Here is an 18,605-nt window from a genome sequence, read left to right on the forward strand (position 1 = left end):
CCCGATGAGCTCACGCCGCCTTGCCCCGATCCTCGCGCTGTCGCTGCTGACCGTCGCGCTTGCGGGCTGCAACCGGCCGGCGCCGGCGCCGGCGCCCGAGGCCCAGGTCGAAGCGCCCGCGCCCAAGCCTGCAACGCCCGCGGCCAAACCAGCCGAGCCCGCCGCCGCGCCGGCGTCCTCGGACCTGCCGGATCTGAAAGTGGCGACGCTGGACAACGGCGAGTTCGACCTGGCCGCGCATCGCGGCAAGTGGGTGGTGGTGAATTTCTGGGCCACCTGGTGCGCGCCCTGCCTGAAGGAAATGCCCGAGCTGTCGGCGATGGACGCGATGCGCGAGCACATCGAAGTGATCGGCCTGGCCTACGAGGAAATCGAGCCGGCCGACATGCGCACGTTCCTGAAGACGCATCCGGTGGTCTATCCGATCGCGATCGTCGACACCTACGACCCGCCCAAGGCGTTCGACACGCCGCGCGGTCTGCCGATGACCTACCTGGTCGGACCGGACGGCAAGGTCGCCGACAAGTTCCTGGGCCCGGTGACCGCGGCCATGATCGAAGGCGCGATCGCCAAGGCCGGCGGGCCGGCCGCGCCCACCGAGGCCAAGCCGGCCAAGTCGTGAGCGCGGCGCGCTACTTCGTCAGCGGAAAAGTGCAGGGCGTGTGGTTCCGCGCCAGCGCACGCGAACAGGCGCTGGCGTTGGGGCTGCGCGGTTATGCGCGCAACCTCGCCGACGGGCGGGTCGAAGTGCTGGCGGTCGGCGACGCCACGGCGTTGGCGCAGTTGGAAACCTGGCTGCGGCGCGGGCCCGCGAACGCGCGCGTCGACGACGTGCGGCGCGAGGACGCCGATGCGTCGGAAGCGGGCGAGGGCTTCGTCTGCGGTTGAGCTGCGGCGCCGAACGACGGGCGTCCCTGCTTTCTGTGGGAGCGACGTAAGTCGCGATTGCGTAGTAGCAGAGCGAGCGCAGGCAGGCGATCGCGGCTCACGGCGCTCCCACAGCAAGCCACCGCGACGCGATGCGCGGATTCACGCCGGTCCCGGCGTCGCCATCAGACGCCCGTTGCGCCACTCGCGCTGTCCGCTCGCGTAGCCGCGCCGCTGCAGGTAGTCGAAGATCGAACGCACCGTGACCACCGGATAATCGCCGGACAAGCGCGTGCCGACCGGATGGTCGGTGAAGGCCGCGTTGGCCGAGAACAGCCCGCCCAGTACGCGCTTGGAATAGGGGATATGGATGCGGTCGGGACGGAAGCCGTCCTGCCGCGCCCAGTCGTAGGCCGCGCGCCGCTGATCGATGGCGGCGCCGTCCGGCACGCTCGCGGCCAGCAGTTCCAGCACCCAGGCGGTGGAGTTCTGATACTCCCGGCTGCCCGGGCGCGCGATCAGGCTGTAATGCGGCTGGTGCAGGCTGCGCTGCGGCAGCGCGCGCAGCCGCGCCGCCAGCCGTTGCGCCTGCGCCGGCTGCAGCCAGACGATGCGCGCATCCTGGTTGACCAGATCGTCGCTGAAGAAATTGACCAGGCCCTGCGCATACAGATGGGAGCGGTCGCTGCCGCATTCGTTGAGCAGATGCACCGCGGTCCAGCGCCCGTTGGCATGATCGCGCACGACGAAACCGACATGGCTGTAGACCAGGCCCTGCGCCGACAGATCGGTACCCACGCGCGCGACCAGCGCCACCGGCGCGTCGCGCTCGTCCAGGGCCGCGGCCACGCGCAGCGCGGTGGCCGCGGCGGCGGCGACCTTCTCCGCCGATACGGTCTGGGTGTCGCAGCGCGTACCGGCTTGCGCGCTCGGCGCGCCCGCGACCGCGGCGAGCAGCAACGCGGCCAGGGCGAGGCCGCGCAGGATCGGTTGGGGATCATGGCGCATGGGATTCGGGTCCTTGCGGCTGCGCTGCGGTGTCCCGATGCACGTCGCGATAGCGCAGCATGTCGAGCAGGCGCTGCTCCTTGTCGTCGTCGAAGCCGCAGCGGTCGGTGAATTCCTTGGGGTTCTCGTAGGTGCCGAACAGCATGTCCCACCACACGATGTCGCCGTAGTTGTTCTTGTGGCGGCCGTGCTGGTGATGAACGCGGTGCATCTCCGGGCGCTGGAACACGTAGCCGACCCAGTGCGGGGTGCGCACGGACGTGTGGTAGAAGAATTCGCCCAGCGCGGTGCAGGCGGTGTAAACCGCGCCGGCCGCCGGCGACAGGCCCAGCAGCGCATACACCAGCAGGCTGCCGATGATCGAATTGACGATCATCTCGCCGGGGTGCTTGTAGAACGAGGTGATGACCTCGATGCGCTGCGGGCTGTGGTGGATCTGGTGGAAGCCCAGCCACAGCCAGTCGATCTCGTGGCGCCAGCGGTGCCACCAGTAGAAGACGAAGGTGGCGACGAAATAGGCGATGGCGCCCGCGGCCCAGGCCGGTAGGTGCGCGGACAAATGCAGCAGCGACCACGACGACAGCCAGCGTTCCCAGGTGTAGCCGGCCAGCACCACCACGCCCAGCTGGACCAGGTTGATCAGCACCACCCGCAGCGGCCAGGTCCGCACCGACGGCAGCCGCCAACCCGGAATGAGGCGTTCGAGGATGAAGCAGAACGCGGCGACGGCGAAGATCAGCTTGAACATGCGCCGTCCCTCCGCCTCAGCCGATACGCCGGCTGTGCAACAGTCCGCGCGCTTCGTCGTTGGGCACGAAGCACAGCGCATGGCCGCCGGCGCTGAGGATCCAGCCGGCGGCGACCACGCTGACCGTCACCGCCTGGCCGACGCGCAACCCCAGTTCCTTGGCCGCGGCCGCCGACAGGTAGACCACGAAGGAAGCGCCGACGCCGACCGCCGACACCGTGACCGCCACGCCCTGGGCGCTGGCGGCGACGCCGGTGACGGAGAACTTCGCGCCTTCCGACAGCGCCATCGCCACCGCCGCGGGCACTTCGACCGAGGCGGCCAGGCTGGCCTCCGACTGGCGGCTGGCGGCGTCGGATTGCACCGCCGCAAAAGCTGGCGTCCCTGCCAGCAGGCCAGCGGCGGCCGAAACGGCCAGGACGAGGGGGAAACACCGGCGTGGGACTTTCCTAGGCATCGCGCTTGCTCGTCAGGGCCTGCCTGCACGCTGGCCAGCGGCGCGACGCATTGCAACGGGCATCGGCGAGGTGGCTCCCGCTACGCCACCGGGTAGCGTATTTTTATACCCATGGCCCTGTCCCTAGAACTCGTCGACGCCCTCAAGCGCTTTCTGCGCGCGCAGGACCTCACGTATCGCGACCTCGCCGCCCGCCTCAAGCTCAGCGAGGCGGCGGTCAAGCGCATGTTCTCCAAGCGCGCGATGAGCCTGGAGCGGCTGGAGCAGATCTGCGACGTGCTCGACATCGGCCTGGCCGAGCTCAGCGCCGAGGCCGCGCGCGGACGCACCGCCATGGCCGAGCTCAGCGAAGCGCAGGAGCAGGCCCTGGTCGACGAACCGGCGCTGCTGCTGGCGCTGTTCCTGACCTTGAACCGCTGGAAGCAGACCGACGTGCAGCGCCATTTCGTGTTCGACGACGCGCAATGGACGCGGTTGCTGGTGCGGCTGGACCGGCTCGGCATCATCGAACTGATGCCGGGCAACCGCGGTCGTCCGCTGACCGCGCGCAACTTCCGCTGGCGCGCCGACGGGCCGATGGAGCGTTATTTCCGCCTCAACCTGCTCGGCGATTTCTTCGCCGATCCCTTCGACGGCGAGCAGGATGTGCTGCTGTTGCTCAGCGGCAGCCTCAGCATCGCCGGTATCCGCCAGCTCAAGCAGCGCCTGGGCGAAGTCGCGCGCGAGTTCGACGCGCTACTGGCGCGCGACGCGGCGCTGAGCGCGCAGGAGCGCGTGGGCGTGAGCCTGGTGCTGGCGCAGAAGCCGTGGCTGCTGCAGCTGTTCCATCCGTATCGGCGCTCGCAATGAGCGCAGTCAGGGTCGTGCTGCGCAGGTAAGTCGCGATCGATGCGGCCAGGGGCCGCGTTGCTTCAACCCTTCTTGTCCGCGATCGGCTTGAGCGCCCCGTAACGTTCCTTCTTCGGCTTGCCCTTCAGCGGCGGGAACTCGATCGCGCTGTCCGGCACCTTGCGGTCCGGCGCGCGCGCCAGCAGGTCGCGGATCAGGGTCAGCCGTCCGCTGCGCTGGTCGTTGAAATCGACCAGGGTCCAGGGCGCGTGCTTGCTGTGGGTGGCCGCGAGCATGGCCTCGCGCGCGCGGGTGTAGTCGTCGTAGTGCTTGCGCGCCTCGACGTCGATCGGCGACAGCTTCCAGCGCTTGAGCGGATCGGCCAGACGCTCGGCGAAGCGCTCCTCCTGCTGGGCCTGGTCGCAGCACAGCCAATACTTGAACAGCACGATGCCGTCGTCGGTGAGCAGCTTCTCGAACGCCGGCGCCTGCTTCAGGAACGCGGCGACCTGGGCCGGCTTGGCGAAACCCATCACCTGTTCGACGCCCGCGCGGTTGTACCAGCTGCGGTCGAACAGCACGATTTCACCGGCCGCGGGCAGGTGCGGCACATAGCGCTGGAAGTACCACTGCGTGCTTTCGCGGTCGTTGGGCTTGGGCAGCGCGACCACGTGGCATTGGCGCGGATTGAGGTGTTCGACGATGGCATTGATCACGCCGCCCTTGCCGGCGGTGTCGCGGCCTTCCAGCAGCACCACCACGCGTTGGCCGGTGTGCTGGACCCAGCGCGCCACCTCGGCCAGCTCCAGCTGCAGCGCTTCGAGCTGGGCCTCGTAGTCCTTGCGCTTGAGCTTGCTCATCGGCGGGCTTTCTTCTTGGCCGGCGCACGCGCGGGACGGCTGCGCTTGGTGCCCGCCATCGCGGTCGCGACTTCCAGCAGGGCGCCTTGCTGGGTGGTGTTGAGCGCGCGATAGGCTGCGAGCAGGTCGTGCTCGCCCTGGGTGCGCGCCGGGTCGAAGGTGCTGGCCAATTCCGACAGCAGCGCGCCTGCGGGGACGCCGAAAGTGCGCGCCAGCGCGTCCAGCTGATCCTTGCCCGGCAGCTTCTCGCCCTGCAGCCAGGCGCTGACGGTGGCCACGCCGGCGCGCGGAATCGCGGTGGCGATGTCGGCGGCGTTCAGGCCGCGGGCCTTGGCGAGCAGTCGCAAGGTGGTACCTAGCGGCATGGCGATCACTCCTTGTGAGCCGGTTCGAGCAAACGGGGGCGCAGCGTGGCCAGGTTGCAGGGCCGTGTGCGCGCGTCGAGCTGGGCGCGGATGATCTGGTCCCAGGCGGTGCGGCAGGCCGAGGTCGAGCCCGGCAGGCAGAATACGAAGGTGCCGTTGGCCAGGCCGGCGAAGGCGCGGGACTGCAGGGTGGAGGTGCCGATTTCTTCGAAGCTGAGCGCGCGGAACAGTTCGCCGAAGCCCGGCATTTCCTTGTCCAGCAGCGGCAGCAGCGCCTCAGGCGTGGAGTCGCGGCCGGTGAATCCGGTGCCGCCGGTCACCAACACGCCGTCGACGCCGCGATCGGCGATCCATTGCGACACCGCGGCGCGCAGTTGGTAACGGTCGTCGGGCAGCAGCCTGCGCTCGACCAGGCCGTGGCCGGCCTCGGTCAAGGCCTGGATTAGGTAGTCGCCGGAGCTGTCTTCGGCCAGGGTGCGCGAGTCCGATACGGTCAGCACGCACAGTCGCAAGGGGATGAAATCGCGTTCTGCGGTCATGGCGGGCAGCCTGGGCCGGGGGCGCTAAAAAAGCAAATTCGGTCGGGTGCTTGTGTTGCGACGGGCGAAGGACTACGGGCTCCGCGTAAAAGCAAATCCCCCTCAATCCCCCTTTTTCAAAGGGGGAAGACCGGCAAGGTCAAAAGCATCATCGGTGTTCCCCCCACCAAGATCTTGTTCCCCCTTTGGAAAGGGGGCAAGGAAGAAGACCGGCAAGGTCAAAAGCATCATCGGTGTTCCCCGCCAACGTTCTGGTTCCCCCCTTTGAAAAAGGGGGGCTAGGGGGGATTTGCTTTTGCTCCGCCGTCTCCGCCGCCAGCCGCAAACTGCGCCGGCGGCAAGCCCCGCCGATGTCGTCGCGCCATCGTCTCCACCGCCGCCACGAAATCGCGCGCGAACCTGTCCATATCGAACAGTCCGCTGTCGGCGCGCCGCTGCGCCAGGCGCACGCGCAACGCGGCCAGGGCGGCCGGATCGCGGCCCAGCGCGACCGCGCGCGCAATGAAAGCCGCATCGTCGGCCACGTTCAGCTCATCCAGGCCCAGGTGATGGTTGAGGCTGCCGGCCACGCGCGCGGCGAAAGTCGCACCGGGACGCGTCAGCACCGGGCAGCCCGCCCACAGCGCATCGGAGGCGGTGGTATGGGCGTTGTAGGGTTCGGTGTCGAGGAACAGGTCGGCGTGCTGCAGGCGCGCGAGGTACTCGGCATGCGGCTGCTTGGCCATGAACACCAGCCGCTGCGGCGCCACGCCCTGGCTCTGCGCATGCGCGCGCAGGCGCGCGTCGGCCTCGCCGGGGCCCGACAGCAGCCACAGCACGCTGTCCGGCACCTCGCGCAATACCGCCAAGGCCCGGCCCACGCTGCGCGGGTTGAGCTTGTAGCTGTTGTTGAAGCAGGCGTAGACCGTGCCGCGCTCGGGCAGGCCGCATTCGGCGCGCGACGGCGGCGACAGAATCGCGCGCGCGGTGTCGGACGGCTGGAAGCAGCGCGGCAGCCAGGCCACGGCTTCGCTGTAGTGCGGCGCCATCCACTCCGGCAAGGCGTAGCGGTCGGCCAGTACGTAGTCGATCCAGGGCGCGCCCGAGGTGCCGGGGTAGGCCAGCCAGTTCACCTGCACCGGCGCGGGCCGCAGCGCCAGCGCTTCCGGCACGCCGCCGCCGCCCCAGCCGCGCAGGTCGAACAGCACTTCGATGCCGGCCTCGCGGATCGCCGCCGCGACCTGCGCGTGCGGACGTTGCGAGACGTCGTGCAGGCAATGTGCGGCCGCGCGCAGGCGCTGCCGGATCGGGCCGCCGTCGTCGGGCGTGAGCGCGAACAGCTGCGTCTGCACTTCGCCACGTGCGCGCAGCGCCTCGAACAGCGCGACGGTGAGCAGGCCGGTGGGATGGGCGCCGAAACCGTTGGACAAAAAACCCACGCGCACCGGCGCACCGTCGTCGGCGCGCGGCGCGGGCGATGGCAGCGGGCGCAGCGCACGCGCGATCTCGGCCGCGCGCAGACGCGCGCAACGCAGTTGCTCGGCGGCGTCGGCGTCCTCGCTGAGGAAGGCGAACGGCTCGATCGCCGCGCGCCCGGCCGCGACCGCGTCGCGCACCTGCCGCGACAACGTGTCCAGCCCGCGCCAATCGCAGAGCTTGCGCCGCCAGGCCAGCAGATAGGCGGCCAGCTGCGGTTCGTCGGGCGCCAGCGCGTGCGCCTGCGCATACGCCTGCGATGCGGCCTCGGCTTCGCCGGTGTCTTCCAGCGCGTGGCCCAGCCACACGGCGATGCCGGGGTGCTGCGGCGCGTTGCGCGCGGCTTCGCGCAGGCTGGCCACCGCGTCCTCGCGCCGGCCCAGCATCCACTGCGCTCGGCCCAGTCGCGCCAGCGCTTCGGGGTGGCCCGGACGCAGGCTCAGCGCGCGCTGCGCCGCGCTCGCACCGGCGGTGGCATCGCCGGCATCCAGTTCGTGTTCGGACAGCACGATCCAGGCGATGGCGTCGCCGGGGTCGCGTTGCAGGCGCAGGCGCAGTTCGGCGCGGGGATCGTTCAAGGGCGGGCCGTCAGGCTGAGCCGCGAATCACGCCGCGCCCAGGGGCAGGTGATAGCGCAAGGTGCCGTCGTAGCGGTGCCAGCCGGCGGCGTCGTACAGGGCCTGCGCGGTGGCGTTGTCGGGGTTGGTCTCCAGTTCCAGCCGCACGGCGCCATCGCCGCGCGCGAACTCGGCCGCCGCGTCCAGCAGCGCCTGCGCCACGCCGCGACGGCGCGCGTCGGCTTCGACGAACAGATCGTTGAGCACCCACACGCGCGCGGCGCGCACTGAGGAGAAGGTCGGGTACAGCTGGGTGAAGCCGGCCGGCGCGCCGTCCAGCTCGGCCAGGAACACCACCGATTCGCCGCGCTCCAGACGCTGGGCGATGAAGGCGCGCGAGACCGATTCGTCGTAGCGCTGGGTATAGAAATGCCGATAGCGGTCGAACAGCGGCGCCAGGGCGTCGAGATCGTCGAGGTGGGCGCGGCGGGTGGTGACGGGCATGGGCGGGCCGGCGGAGGGTGTGGCCGATTATGGCGCTGTGCTGTGGGGGCGGGTAGCGGTTACCTGCGGGTAAGCGCAAATCCGCCTCGGTCGCCCCCTCAAAGGCGGAAGACAAGCGGGCGGTTCCCCTTTGTAGGGGCGTAAGGGATTTGCGTTTCGCGGCGCATGCAACCGCGCGAAACAACGCCCCGATCAGTCGTGGGTCAGCCGCGCCAGCTCGTCCGCCTGATGTTCCTGCATCAGCCGTGCGACCAGCGCGTCCAGGTCGCCGGCGATCACGTTGGGCAGGTCGTACAGGGTCAGGCCCTCGACGCGGTGATCGGTGATGCGGCCCTGCGGGAAGTTGTAGGTGCGGATGCGCTGGCTGCGGTCGCCGCTGCCGACCTGCAGCTTGCGGGTTTCGGCCTGCGCGGCGGCGGCCTTGGCGATCTGCGCTTCGGCCAGCATCGCCTTGAGCCGCTTCATGGCCTTGTCGCGGTTGGCGTGCTGGCTGCGTTCGGTCTGGCTCTCCACCACGATGCCGCTGGGCGCGTGGGTGATGCGGATCGCCGAGTCGGTCTTGTTGACGTGCTGGCCGCCGGCGCCGGAGGAACGGAAGGTGTCGACGCGCAGGTCGGCCGGATTGATCTCGATCGGCTCGCCTTCGGGCTCGACCGGAATGATCGCCACCGTCGCCGCCGAGGTGTGGATGCGGCCCTGCGATTCGGTTTCCGGCACGCGCTGCACGCGGTGGGTGCCGGACTCGAACTTCAGCCGCGAGTACGCGCCGCGGCCTTCGACGCGGGCGATGATTTCCTTGTAGCCGCCGTGCTCGCCGGCGTTGGCCGATTCGGTCTCGACCTTCCAGCCCTGGCGTTCGGCGTAGCGCGCGTACATGCGGAACAGATCGCCGGCGAAGATCGCGGCTTCGTCGCCGCCGGTGCCGGCGCGCACTTCCAGATACAGATCGCCCTCGTCGCGCGGATCCTTGGGGATCAGGTGCGCCAGCAGTTCCGCGTCCAGCGCCAGCAGGCGTTCGCGCGCGGCGGCGATTTCCTCCTCGGCCAGCTCGCGCAGTTCCGGGTCGGCGCGCATCGCCTCGGCCGCGGCCAGGTCGGCCTTGGCGCGCGCTTCCTGCGCCAGCGCGGTGGCCACCGGCTCCAACTGGGCGAATTCGCGCGAGCACTTGCGGAAGCGGTCGGCATCGCCGATCACCGATGGGTCGGCGAGCAGGCGCTCGAGTTCCTCGCGGCGTTCGGCGAGGGCTTCCAGCTTGCGGCGCAGGGTGGGGGTCATAAGAAGCCGGGATTCGGGAGTGGGCGTTCGGAATTCGAAGAAACGACGGCGGCGCGCTGGCGTCGCTAAGGCGCGTCGGTCGAATCCGAATCCGCTGTGTCCGCTCCCGGCTGCTCGGGGAACAGCTTGTCGGCCGCGCGCGCGAGGTCGGCGTTGCCGCTGAGCGCGGCCTCGCGCAAGGCGATGGTCGGCGCGTGCAGCAGGCGGTTGGTCAGGGTGTGGGCGAGGAAGTTCAACACGTCGGCCGGATCCTGTCCGGCGTCGAGTTGCTGCCTGGCCTTGGCCAGCACTTCCACGCGCGCGGCCTCGCCGTGCGCGCGCAGGCGCTTGAGCGGCGCGGTGCGCGTGCTCGCGGCCAGGGTTTCGACGAAGCGCGCGACCTGCAGATCGACGATGGCCTCGGCCTCGGTCGCGGCCTCGCGGCGGCTGCGCCGGTTGTCCTCGATCGCGCGTTCCAGGTCGTCGACGCTGTACAGGAAGGTGTCCTTGAGCTCGGCCACGTCGGGCGCGATGTCGCGCGGCACCGCCAGATCCAGCAGCAGCATCGGCCGGTGCTTGCGGGTGGCCAGCGCGGCGGCGACCTGCGCCCGGCGCAGGATCGGCTCGCGGCTGGCGGTGGCCGACAGCACGATGTCGGCCTCGCCCAGGTGGCGGTCGAGTTCGGACAAGGGCAGGGCCACGCCGCCGTGGCGGCTGGCCAGGTCCTGTGCGTGGCCGAGGGTGCGGTTGGCGATCAGCAGGCGCTTGGCCTTGGCCTGCACCAAATGGCGCGCGGCCAGTTCGATGGTCTCGCCGGCGCCGATCAGCAGCACGGTCGAGTCCTCCAGGCGGGCGAAGGATTCCTGCGCCAGGCGCACCGCCGCGGACGCCACCGACACCGGATTGGCGCCGATGCGGGTGTCGGTGCGTGCGCGCTTGGCGGTGGAGAACGCCTGCTGGAACAGCCGGTCGAGCTGGGTGCCCAGGCTGCCGGCGCCGCGCGCGGCGGCCCAGGCGTCCTTGACCTGGCCCAGGATCTGCGGCTCGCCCAGCACCAGCGAGTCCAGGCCGGTGGCGACGCGGAACAGATGGCGCACCGCCTCGGCGTCGCGGTGGCGGTACAGATACGCGTGCAGATCGCCGGCGTCGTCGGGATGGGTCGCCAACCAGTCGGCCAGCGCCTGGCCGTCGTCCTGCGCCACCGCGTACAGCTCGGTGCGGTTGCAGGTCGACAGCAGCGCCACTTCGCTCACCTGCGGCAGCGCGCGCAGCGCCGCCAGCGCGGCCGGTACGGTCTCGGACGAGAACGCGACCCGCTCACGCAGGCTGACCGGCGCGGTCTGGTGATTGATGCCTAGGACGAACAAGCTCATCGGGCCGCGATGCGTCCTGGGACTGGAGCCGACCACGGTCGGCGGGGCGAGGTAAGGGACATCCGTTCAGGTGCTTGCGATAAGCTGCGGGCTGCTGAAGGCCGCCATTCTACCGGCCCCGTTGGTTTCAACGAATTCGATGGATTCGATGGATTCAATTCACCGTGTCTCACGCCGCCGCGCGCCGTCGCGCGCGTTCAGTTTGCTGGCCGCCGCCGTCCTGACGGTGCTGCTGGCGCCCGCCGCCGCGGCCCCGGCCGCCAAACCGGCCCTGGCCGTGCCTGCCGACGCCTCGGCCGCCACCAGCGCGGCCCTGGAGCCGCTGCTGACCGGCGAGTTCGCGCTGCAGGCCGGCAAGCTCAAGGAGGCCGCGACCGCTTACGCCGCGGCCGCCCGCGCCGCCAAGGACAAGGAACTGGCCGCGCGCGCCACCGATATCGCGATCGTGGCCAAGGAAGACAAGCTGGCCGCCGAATCGCTGGCGCTGTGGCGCCAGTTGGGCGGCGACGGCGCGCCGTTGCTGGCCTCGCAGGCGATCCTGGCCCTGCGCGGCGGCGACGAACGCGCCGCGCTGCGCGACCTGGACCGGCTGATGCTGGCCGACGACACCGGCTGGCGGCGCGTGCTGGGCGTGCTGTCCACCGGCTCCAAGGATCCGGCCCAGGCCGCGCGCCTGCTGGAGAAACTGGTCGACGGCAGCCAGATGCCCACGGACCTGATGGCCTGGGTCGCGTTCGGCCTCTACGCCCAGCGCCTGGATCAGCCCAAGCTGACCGAGCGCATCGTCGGCGAAGTGGTGCAGCGCTTCCCCGGCAACCCGCGCGTGAGCCTGCTGCGCGCCAGCCAGCTGCGCGAGGACGGCAAGTCCGACGAAGCGCGCAAGGTGCTGGAATCGATCGCCGGCCAGGCCGACACCGACACGCAGATGCGTGGCCTGATCGCGCAGGAATACGACGCCCTGGGCGATCTGCCGGCGGCCTCGGCGATCCTCGGCCGCGGCCCGCAGGACGACCAGACCTATGCGCTGCGCGCCTCCTTGCTCGCGCGCGCCGAGGACAAGCCCACCCTGACCCAGCTCTACGACGAGTTGCGCCGCAACGCCGCCAAGCCCGAACCCGGCCGGCGCCTGCTGCTGGGCCAGATCGCCGAATTCCTGGAGCGCAACGACGAGGCCCTGGACTGGTACCGCGGCGTGCCCGGCGGCCCGCAGCGCTGGATCGCGCGCCTGCGCGCGGCCAACGTGCTGCACGAACTCAAGCGCGGCGACGAAGCCTACGCGGCGCTGCGCGCGCTGCAGGCCGACGCCTCGGCCGAGGACGACACCCGCCGCGACGCCTACCTGCTGGAAGCGGCATTGCGCGCCGAGGACAAGAACGAAGCCGGCGAACTCGACGCCTTCGCGCGCGGCCTGGCCGCGTTCCCGGACGAGCCGGAAGTGCTGTACGCGCGCGCTTTGAGCTACGAGCGCCGCGACGACATTCCGCGCGCGGAAGCCGATTTCCGCCGCATCCTGGTCGCCGAGCCCGACAGCGTGGCCGCGCTCAACGCCCTGGGTTACACGCTGGCCGACCGCACCACGCGCTATCAGGAGGCGCTGGAACTGATCCAGCGCGCGCGCACCGCCGAGCCCGACAACGCCGCGATCATCGACAGCTACGGCTGGGTGCTCTATCGCCTGGGCCGCAACGAAGAGGCGCTGGTCGAGCTGCGCCGCGCGCTGACCCTGCAGAAGGATCCCGAGATCGCCTCGCACCTGGCCGAGGTGCTGTGGGCGGTCGGCAAGAAGGACGAGGCGCGCAAGTATTTCGAGCAGGCGCGCAAGCTCGATCCCGATAACCGTGCGCTCAAGCGCGCGTTGGAAAAGACCGGCGCATGACGCTGCGCGCACTGACCGTGGCGGCCCTGGCCGCAATGCTGAGCGCGTGCGCTGGGCAGGGCGTGCGCGGTCCGGCGGCGCCGCCGCTGGCGCCCGCCGTGGCCGAGGCGGGCCAGTCCGCGCGCGAGGCCGAGGTGCGCGCTCAGACCGGCTGGTCTCTGAGCGGTCGCATCGCGCTCAGCAATGGCCGCAACGGCGGCTCCGGGCGGATCGAATGGCAGCAGGACGGCGACCGCTACGAGGTCGCGCTCAGCGCCCCGGTGACCCGGCAGAGCTGGCGCCTGAGCGGCGATATTGCCGGCGCCCGTCTGGAAGGCTTGGAAGGCGGCACCCGCAGCGGCCCCGACGCCGCAGCGCTGCTGCGTGAGGCCACCGGCTGGGAAATTCCGGTCGCGGCCTTGAGCGATTGGGTGCGCGGCCTGCGCGCCGTGGGGCAGGGGCCGGCGAGCGTGCGCTACGGCGCCGACGGACGTCCGGCACGGATCGAGCAGGGCGGTTGGACCATCGATTACCGCTGGCCGGCGACAGACGTATTTGCGTTGCCGTCGCGAGTGGATGCGGTGCGCGGCGAGGCAAAAGTGAAATTGATCGTGGACGAGTGGCAGCTTCCGCCGCTCTCGTTCGTGACGGAGCGGTCGCTCAGGCGCATAGCGGCGGTCGATCCGCGGGGGGTCGAGCCTTTGCGCAGCGAACTGGCCGTGTTGAACCTGTTCGACCCGGCCGCGGATATGCGCGACAACGTCGCTCGCGGCGACCTGCGGGCGATCAGCATTTGCGGCTACAGCTGCGAGCCGCCAGGATTGACGAGCGAGGATCGCGACGTGCGCGAATCCCGCATCTTGCCGGGAACCGGTGACGTTATCTTCAGTCCCGAGTACGGCCAGCTTCTGAGTCAGGCACAGGCTTATGCGCTGATCTATAACCGCGCCCTTGCCGAATGGATGCGTGCGCATCCGCCCGCACCCTTCGTCGCGCGCGATTGATCGCGCGGCGCTCCGATTCATCGTCCGCCATGTCCGCCGACACCGAGCCCCCCTGGAGCCTTTGGCCCGCCCCGGCCAAGCTGAACCTGTTCCTGCGCATCACCGGCCGCCGCGCCGATGGCTACCACCTGCTGCAAACCGTGTTCCGTCTCCTGGATTGGGGAGACTCGATCCGGCTGCGCCCGCGCGCGGACGGCCGCATCGTCCGCCACGGCGGCTCGGTGGCGGGCGTATCGGAAGATCAGGATCTGACGGTGCGGGCGGCCAAGTTGCTGCAAGAGGAAGCGAACGTCGCGCTAGGTGCAGATATCGTCATCGAAAAGCGCATCCCGGCCGGCGGCGGCTTCGGCGGTGGATCGTCCGACGCTGCGACCGTGCTGGTGGCCCTGAACGCGCTCTGGGGCGCCGATCTGAGCGTCGACCGCCTGGCCGAACTCGGCCTGCGTCTGGGCGCCGACGTGCCGGTGTTCGTACGCGGCGACAACGCCTGGGCCGAAGGCGTGGGCGAGGCGCTGGCGCCGGTCGTGCTGGCGCCGGCCTGGTATCTGCTGGTGGACCCCGGCGTGCATGCGCCGACCGCCGCTTTGTTCCAATCCACTGAATTGACTCGGGATGCTGCGCCCGCGACAATGGCGGACTTCGTTTCGGGTATGCCGCTCGAGAATGCGTTCGAGCCGGTCTTGCGCCTGCGCGAACCGGCCGTGGAGGCCGCGTTCGCTGCCTTGGCGCGAGTCGGCGCGCCGCGTCTGACCGGCTCCGGCAGCGGCTGTTTCGTCGAGTTCGCCACGCGCGAATCCGCCGAGGCGGCGCTGGCGGTTCTGCCTTCCGGCCTTCGGGCCTGGACGGCGGCCGGCGCCGCGCGGTCTCCGCTGCGCGCCGCGCTCGAAACACAGCTTATGCAGGGGCGTCGCCAAGAGGCCCAAGGCACCAGGTTTTGATCCTGGCATTCGTAGGTTCGAATCCTACCGCCCCTGCCAGCAACACCTGCGTCACCCCTAGTTTGTAAAGGCCCGATCCGGCCCAGACCTCCGGAATCGGACATGGACGTCGCCCGCCACGGTCAGAGCGAAGCGGAGAAGACAAAGTGCACAACGATCGCAGCCTGCTGGTATTCAGCGGCAACGCCAACCGCCCGCTCGCCCAGGCGGTGTGCAAGGAGCTGGGTATCCGTCTGGGCAAGGCGCTGGTCGGTCGGTTCTCCGACGGCGAAGTGCAGGTCGAGATCGAAGAGAACGTGCGCCGCCAGGAAGTGTTCGTCATTCAGCCGACGAACGCGCCCACGGCCGAGAATTTCATGGAACTGCTGGTGCTGATCGACGCGCTCAAGCGCGCATCGGTGGCCAGCGTGACCGCGGTGGTGCCGTACTTCGGCTACGCCCGCCAGGATCGCCGCATGCGCTCCTCGCGCGTGCCGATCACGGCCAAGGTCGCGGCCAAGATGTTCGGCGCGGTCGGCGCCGACCGGGTGCTCACGGTCGATCTGCATGCGGATCAGATCCAGGGCTTCTTCGACATCCCGGTCGACAACGTCTACGCCTCGCCGCTGCTGCTGGCCGATATCTGGCGCGCGCACGGCACCGACAACATGGTCGTCGTGTCTCCGGACGTCGGCGGCGTGGTCCGCGCCCGCGCGATCGCCAAGCGCCTCGACGACGCCGATCTGGCGATCATCGACAAGCGCCGCCCGCGCGCCAACGTGTCGACGGTGATGAACATCATCGGCGACGTGGCCGGCAAGACCTGCGTGCTGGTCGACGACATCGTCGACACCGCCGGCACCCTGTGCGCGGCCGCGGCCGCGCTCAAGGCGCAGGGCGCGACCAAGGTGGTGGCGTACTGCACCCACCCGGTGCTGTCGGGCGCGGCGATCGACAACGTGACCCGTTCGCAGCTGGACGAGCTGGTGGTGACCGACACCATCCCGCTCACCGAGGCGGCCCGGGCCTGCGGCCGCATCCGTCAGCTCAGCGTCGCCGAGCTGCTGGCCGAAACCATCCGCCGCATCGCCTTCGGCGAGTCGGTGAGTTCGCTGTACGTGGATTGACGAAATCCGCGCTCGCGGCGCAAGCCGCGAACGCACACCGCTCACCTGGTCGCGGGTGAGCGTTCTTTCCGCCGCGAGGCGGTTCAACGCTGTAAACGTGAGTAAACGAACATGTCCGAACACATCATCAAGGCCACTGGCCGCAACGTCGAGGGGAAGGGTGCGAGCCGCCGCCTGCGTCGTGCCGCCAGCATCCCGGCCATCATCTACGGCGGCAAGGCCGATCCGCAGCCGGTCCAGCTCGAGCACGAGAAGGTCTGGCTGGCCAGCCAGAACGAGTGGTTCTACTCCTCGATCCTGACCCTGGACGTCGACGGCAAGACCGAGAGCGTGCTGCTGCGCGATATGCAGCGCCACCCGTACAAGCAGATCATCATGCACCTGGACTTCCAGCGCGTTGACGCCAACCAGGCGATCCGCGTGGCCGTGCCGCTGCACTTCCTCAACGAAGACAAGTCGCCGGCCGGCAAGGCTGCCGACGTCGTGGTCACCCACGAGCTCAACGAAGTCGAAGTCAGCTGCTTGCCGAAGGACCTGCCGGAGTTCCTGGAAATCGACCTGTCGGCCCTGGCCGTCGGCGATATCGTCCACCTGTCCGAGATCAAGCTGCCCAAGGGCGTCGAGATCCCCGAGCTGAAGCTGGGCAAGGAACACGATGTCGCCATCGTGATCGCCAAGCACGGCAAGGAAGAAGTCGAGGCTCCGGCCGAGGCTCCGGCCGAAGTGCCGGCCGCCAAGGTCTCCAAGAAGGACGACGACAAGAAGTGATCGCCCGCCGGCGCGCCCTGACCGGCGCGCCGGTTCGCGTTCGCGGATTGTGCTGATCCATGGCGGGACTGCGCCTGATCGTCGGCCTGGGCAACCCCGGCGCCGAATACACCCGGACCCGGCACAACGCCGGGTTCTGGTTTGTGGACGCCTTGAACGAGAAGTTCGGCGGCCGCTTCGGCCTGGAATCCAAGCTGTTCGGCGAGACCTCCAAGGTCGAGATCGACGGCCGCCCGGTGTGGCTGCTGAAGCCGGCCACCTTCATGAATCTGTCCGGCAAGTCGGTCACCGCGGCGCTGCGCTACTGGAAGATCGAGCCCGAGGAAGCGCTGTTGGCGCACGACGAGCTCGACCTGGCGCCGGGCACCGCGCGGCTCAAGTTCGACGGCGGCCACGGCGGCCAGAACGGCCTGCGCGACACCATCAAGCTGCTCGGCCACGGCAAGTTCCACCGCCTGCGCGTGGGCATCGGCCATCCCGGCCACAAGGACAAGGTCACCCCGTGGGTGCTGGGCCGTCCGGGCAAGGACGACGAGGCTTCGATCCTGCGGTCCATCGACGACGCCATCGACGTGCTGCCGCTGGCGGTGCGCGGCGACGTCAACGAGGCGATGAAGCGCCTGCATACCTCCAAGGCCTGAAGATTGGCGATTGGGGATTCGGGACACGCCCATGGCGAGTCCCGAATCCCGAATCACGAATCACGGATTACCCGCCATGGGCATCAAATGCGGCATCGTCGGCCTGCCGAACGTCGGCAAGTCGACCCTTTTCAACGCCCTGACCAAGGCCGGTATCGCCGCGGCCAACTTTCCGTTCTGCACCATCGAGCCCAACGTCGGCGCGGTGCCGGTGCCGGATCCGCGCCTGAACGCGCTGGCCGAGATCGTCAAGCCGCAGAAGCTGATCCCGACCGCGGTCGAGTTCGTCGACATCGCCGGCCTGGTCGCCGGCGCGGCCAGCGGCCAGGGCCTGGGCAACAAGTTCCTGGCCCACATCCGCGAGGTCGACGCGATCACCCACGTGGTGCGCTGCTTCGAGCACCCGGACGTGATCCACGTCAACAACAAGGTCGATCCGATCGCCGACATCGAGACCATCGACACCGAGCTGGCCCTGGCCGACCTGGAATCGGTCGAAAAGGCCCTGCAGCGCGCCGAGCGCAGCGCCAAGACCGGCGACAAGGAGGCCAAGGCCCGCGTCGACGTGCTGACCCGCGTGCGCGCCGGCCTGGATGCCGGCCAGCCCGCGCGCGCCCTGGGCCTGTCCGAGGACGACGTGGCCCAGGTTCGCGACCTGTTCCTGCTGACCCTCAAGCCGGTCATGTACGTGGCCAACGTGCTCGAGGACGGGTTCGAGAACAACCCGCACCTGGACGCCGTGCGCGCCCGCGCGGTCGGGGAGGGCGCCCAGGTGGTGCCGATCTCGGCCGCGATCGAGGAGGAGCTCAGCCAGCTCGACGACGCCGACCGCGACGCCTTCCTGACCGATCTGGGCCTGGACGAGCCGGGCCTGAACCGCCTGATCCGCGCCGGCTACGCCCTGCTGGGCCTGCAGACCTACTTCACCGCCGGCGTGAAGGAGGTCCGCGCCTGGACCGTCAAGGCCGGCTCGACCGCCCCGCAGGCCGCGGCGGTGATCCACACCGATTTCGAGAAGGGCTTCATCCGCGCCGAGACCATCGGCTACGACGACTACATCAAGTACAAGGGCGAAGCCGGCGCCCGCGACGCCGGCCGCCTGCGCCTGGAAGGCAAGGAATACCGGGTCCAGGAAGGCGACGTGCTGCACTTCCGTTTCAACGTTTGAGGACCGGAACGAGCGCCCGGAAAAAAAATCTGCGAAACTTGTGGTCGGACACGTTGACTTCCTCCGATTCGAGCGCCAGAATTGCGGGCTCTTTTGGAGGGATACCCAAGCGGCCAACGGGGGCAGACTGTAAATCTGCTGGCTTACGCCTTCGGTGGTTCGAATCCACCTCCCTCCACCAGTTAGTTCCAACGCTGTAGCGGTTTTCGGCGCGGGAGTAGTTCAATGGTAGAACCTCAGCCTTCCAAGCTGATGGTGCGGGTTCGATCCCCGTCTCCCGCTCCATTGATTCTGCTCCAGGCGACACCAT

General features: G+C 69.6%; 19 protein-coding genes, 3 tRNA genes and 1 pseudogene. 13 read left to right on the plus strand and 10 right to left on the minus strand.

All coding sequences use genetic code 11. From position 1 onward, the window contains the following. Window positions 1–4: 4 nt before the first annotated feature. Window positions 5–622: a TlpA disulfide reductase family protein gene (locus tag LVB77_RS06490; protein WP_232909365.1), complete on the plus strand. Its 618-nt coding sequence runs from the start codon at window positions 5–7 to the stop codon at window positions 620–622. After that, window positions 619–888 carry an acylphosphatase gene (locus tag LVB77_RS06495; protein ID WP_232909366.1) on the plus strand — a complete coding sequence of 90 codons (270 nt, stop codon included), beginning with the start codon at window positions 619–621 and terminating at the stop codon, window positions 886–888. The genes LVB77_RS06490 and LVB77_RS06495 overlap by 4 nt, the downstream gene beginning before the upstream one ends. Window positions 889–1,029: 141 nt before the next feature. On the opposite strand, the gene LVB77_RS06500 is transcribed toward LVB77_RS06495, so the two are convergent. The 3 genes from LVB77_RS06500 to LVB77_RS06510 are packed head-to-tail and all read right to left on the minus strand — an operon-like array spanning window position 1,030 to window position 2,987. Then, on the minus strand, window positions 1,030–1,875 hold the full coding sequence (locus LVB77_RS06500; protein WP_232909367.1) for a DUF2145 domain-containing protein: 846 nt from the start codon (window positions 1,873–1,875) through the stop codon (window positions 1,030–1,032). Next, window positions 1,865–2,623: a sterol desaturase family protein gene (locus tag LVB77_RS06505; protein WP_232909368.1), complete on the minus strand. Its 759-nt coding sequence runs from the start codon at window positions 2,621–2,623 to the stop codon at window positions 1,865–1,867. The genes LVB77_RS06500 and LVB77_RS06505 overlap by 11 nt, the downstream gene beginning before the upstream one ends. Before the next feature lie 16 nt (window positions 2,624–2,639). Then, window positions 2,640–2,987: a DUF1905 domain-containing protein gene (locus tag LVB77_RS06510; protein WP_232909369.1), complete on the minus strand. Its 348-nt coding sequence runs from the start codon at window positions 2,985–2,987 to the stop codon at window positions 2,640–2,642. A gap of 204 nt (window positions 2,988–3,191) precedes the next feature. Between LVB77_RS06510 and LVB77_RS06515 the strand changes: the two genes are divergently transcribed. Continuing rightward, a complete protein-coding gene (locus LVB77_RS06515) occupies window positions 3,192–3,929 on the plus strand; it encodes a helix-turn-helix transcriptional regulator (protein WP_232909370.1) in 738 nt (245 codons plus the stop codon). A 62-nt stretch (window positions 3,930–3,991) separates the two neighbouring features. Here LVB77_RS06515 and ppk2 read toward each other — a convergent pair whose 3' ends face one another. The 7 genes from ppk2 to hemA all read right to left on the minus strand — a co-directional run bounded on the left by ppk2 (window position 3,992) and on the right by hemA (window position 10,815). Beyond that, a complete protein-coding gene (ppk2, locus tag LVB77_RS06520) occupies window positions 3,992–4,768 on the minus strand; it encodes a polyphosphate kinase 2 (RefSeq protein WP_232909371.1) in 777 nt (258 codons plus the stop codon). Further along, entirely contained in the window at window positions 4,765–5,133 is a 369-nt protein-coding gene (locus tag LVB77_RS06525) for a helix-turn-helix domain-containing protein (protein WP_232909372.1), read from the minus strand. The genes ppk2 and LVB77_RS06525 overlap by 4 nt, the downstream gene beginning before the upstream one ends. A gap of 5 nt (window positions 5,134–5,138) precedes the next feature. Next, window positions 5,139–5,672, minus strand: coding sequence for a molybdenum cofactor biosynthesis protein B (gene moaB, locus LVB77_RS06530; protein WP_232909373.1), 534 nt, complete (start codon window positions 5,670–5,672; stop codon window positions 5,139–5,141). A 278-nt stretch (window positions 5,673–5,950) separates the two neighbouring features. Further along, on the minus strand, window positions 5,951–7,705 hold the full coding sequence (locus tag LVB77_RS06535) for a tetratricopeptide repeat protein (RefSeq protein WP_232909374.1): 1,755 nt from the start codon (window positions 7,703–7,705) through the stop codon (window positions 5,951–5,953). 27 nt (window positions 7,706–7,732) lie between these two features. After that, window positions 7,733–8,188 carry a GNAT family N-acetyltransferase gene (locus LVB77_RS06540; protein WP_232909375.1) on the minus strand — a complete coding sequence of 152 codons (456 nt, stop codon included), beginning with the start codon at window positions 8,186–8,188 and terminating at the stop codon, window positions 7,733–7,735. Window positions 8,189–8,380: 192 nt separating this feature from the next. Then, window positions 8,381–9,463, minus strand: a complete 1,083-nt coding sequence (prfA, locus tag LVB77_RS06545; protein WP_232909376.1) for a peptide chain release factor 1 — start codon at window positions 9,461–9,463, stop codon at window positions 8,381–8,383. 65 nt (window positions 9,464–9,528) lie between these two features. Further along, entirely contained in the window at window positions 9,529–10,815 is a 1,287-nt protein-coding gene (hemA, locus tag LVB77_RS06550) for a glutamyl-tRNA reductase (protein ID WP_232909377.1), read from the minus strand. Window positions 10,816–10,954: 139 nt separating this feature from the next. On the opposite strand from hemA, the gene LVB77_RS06555 reads away from it, so the two are divergent. The 10 genes and pseudogenes from LVB77_RS06555 to LVB77_RS06600 all read left to right on the plus strand — a co-directional run bounded on the left by LVB77_RS06555 (window position 10,955) and on the right by LVB77_RS06600 (window position 18,580). Then, a complete protein-coding gene (locus LVB77_RS06555) occupies window positions 10,955–12,691 on the plus strand; it encodes a tetratricopeptide repeat protein (protein ID WP_232909378.1) in 1,737 nt (578 codons plus the stop codon). Continuing rightward, window positions 12,688–13,305: pseudogene (lolB, locus tag LVB77_RS21330) on the plus strand (lipoprotein insertase outer membrane protein LolB); the annotation flags it as partial. The gene LVB77_RS06555 and the pseudogene lolB, both read left to right, overlap by 4 nt. A 398-nt stretch (window positions 13,306–13,703) precedes the next feature. Continuing rightward, entirely contained in the window at window positions 13,704–14,612 is a 909-nt protein-coding gene (gene ispE / locus LVB77_RS06565) for a 4-(cytidine 5'-diphospho)-2-C-methyl-D-erythritol kinase (protein ID WP_232909380.1), read from the plus strand. Further along, window positions 14,575–14,651 (plus strand) — tRNA-Gln (locus LVB77_RS06570). Before ispE ends, LVB77_RS06570 begins: the two co-directional genes overlap by 38 nt. Window positions 14,652–14,758: 107 nt before the next feature. Continuing rightward, window positions 14,759–15,718: a ribose-phosphate diphosphokinase gene (locus LVB77_RS06575; RefSeq protein ID WP_232909381.1), complete on the plus strand. Its 960-nt coding sequence runs from the start codon at window positions 14,759–14,761 to the stop codon at window positions 15,716–15,718. 111 nt (window positions 15,719–15,829) lie between these two features. Continuing rightward, window positions 15,830–16,486 carry a 50S ribosomal protein L25/general stress protein Ctc gene (locus tag LVB77_RS06580; protein WP_232909382.1) on the plus strand — a complete coding sequence of 219 codons (657 nt, stop codon included), beginning with the start codon at window positions 15,830–15,832 and terminating at the stop codon, window positions 16,484–16,486. Window positions 16,487–16,545: 59 nt separating this feature from the next. Continuing rightward, the gene (gene pth / locus LVB77_RS06585; RefSeq protein ID WP_232909383.1) at window positions 16,546–17,127 is read left to right on the plus strand and encodes an aminoacyl-tRNA hydrolase; all 582 of its coding nucleotides are present in this window, start codon (window positions 16,546–16,548) and stop codon (window positions 17,125–17,127) included. A 76-nt stretch (window positions 17,128–17,203) separates the two neighbouring features. Further along, entirely contained in the window at window positions 17,204–18,295 is a 1,092-nt protein-coding gene (ychF, locus tag LVB77_RS06590) for a redox-regulated ATPase YchF (protein ID WP_232909384.1), read from the plus strand. Window positions 18,296–18,390: 95 nt separating this feature from the next. Beyond that, window positions 18,391–18,476 (plus strand) — tRNA-Tyr (locus tag LVB77_RS06595). Between the two features lie 30 nt (window positions 18,477–18,506). After that, window positions 18,507–18,580, plus strand: a tRNA-Gly gene (locus tag LVB77_RS06600). The last annotated feature ends 25 nt before the right edge of the window (window positions 18,581–18,605 follow it).

Origin of the sequence: Lysobacter sp. 5GHs7-4, from assembly GCF_021284765.1 — a bacterium.
Taxonomy (GTDB): domain Bacteria; phylum Pseudomonadota; class Gammaproteobacteria; order Xanthomonadales; family Xanthomonadaceae; genus Lysobacter.

Excerpts from the sequence above, each read along its gene's own strand:
- LVB77_RS06490 (WP_232909365.1), top strand. The coding sequence starts at position 5 with ATGAGCTCACGCCGCCTTGCCCCGATCCTCGCGCTGTCGCTGCTGACC.
- LVB77_RS06500 (WP_232909367.1), bottom strand. The coding sequence starts at position 1,875 with ATGCGCCATGATCCCCAACCGATCCTGCGCGGCCTCGCCCTGGCCGCG.
- LVB77_RS06505 (WP_232909368.1), bottom strand. The coding sequence starts at position 2,623 with ATGTTCAAGCTGATCTTCGCCGTCGCCGCGTTCTGCTTCATCCTCGAA.
- LVB77_RS06515 (WP_232909370.1), top strand. The coding sequence starts at position 3,192 with ATGGCCCTGTCCCTAGAACTCGTCGACGCCCTCAAGCGCTTTCTGCGC.
- ppk2 (WP_232909371.1), bottom strand. The coding sequence starts at position 4,768 with ATGAGCAAGCTCAAGCGCAAGGACTACGAGGCCCAGCTCGAAGCGCTG.
- LVB77_RS06525 (WP_232909372.1), bottom strand. The coding sequence starts at position 5,133 with ATGCCGCTAGGTACCACCTTGCGACTGCTCGCCAAGGCCCGCGGCCTG.
- moaB (WP_232909373.1), bottom strand. The coding sequence starts at position 5,672 with ATGACCGCAGAACGCGATTTCATCCCCTTGCGACTGTGCGTGCTGACC.
- LVB77_RS06540 (WP_232909375.1), bottom strand. The coding sequence starts at position 8,188 with ATGCCCGTCACCACCCGCCGCGCCCACCTCGACGATCTCGACGCCCTG.
- prfA (WP_232909376.1), bottom strand. The coding sequence starts at position 9,463 with ATGACCCCCACCCTGCGCCGCAAGCTGGAAGCCCTCGCCGAACGCCGC.
- hemA (WP_232909377.1), bottom strand. The coding sequence starts at position 10,815 with ATGAGCTTGTTCGTCCTAGGCATCAATCACCAGACCGCGCCGGTCAGC.
- LVB77_RS06555 (WP_232909378.1), top strand. The coding sequence starts at position 10,955 with ATGGATTCGATGGATTCAATTCACCGTGTCTCACGCCGCCGCGCGCCG.
- ispE (WP_232909380.1), top strand. The coding sequence starts at position 13,704 with ATGTCCGCCGACACCGAGCCCCCCTGGAGCCTTTGGCCCGCCCCGGCC.
- LVB77_RS06580 (WP_232909382.1), top strand. The coding sequence starts at position 15,830 with ATGTCCGAACACATCATCAAGGCCACTGGCCGCAACGTCGAGGGGAAG.
- pth (WP_232909383.1), top strand. The coding sequence starts at position 16,546 with ATGGCGGGACTGCGCCTGATCGTCGGCCTGGGCAACCCCGGCGCCGAA.
- ychF (WP_232909384.1), top strand. The coding sequence starts at position 17,204 with ATGGGCATCAAATGCGGCATCGTCGGCCTGCCGAACGTCGGCAAGTCG.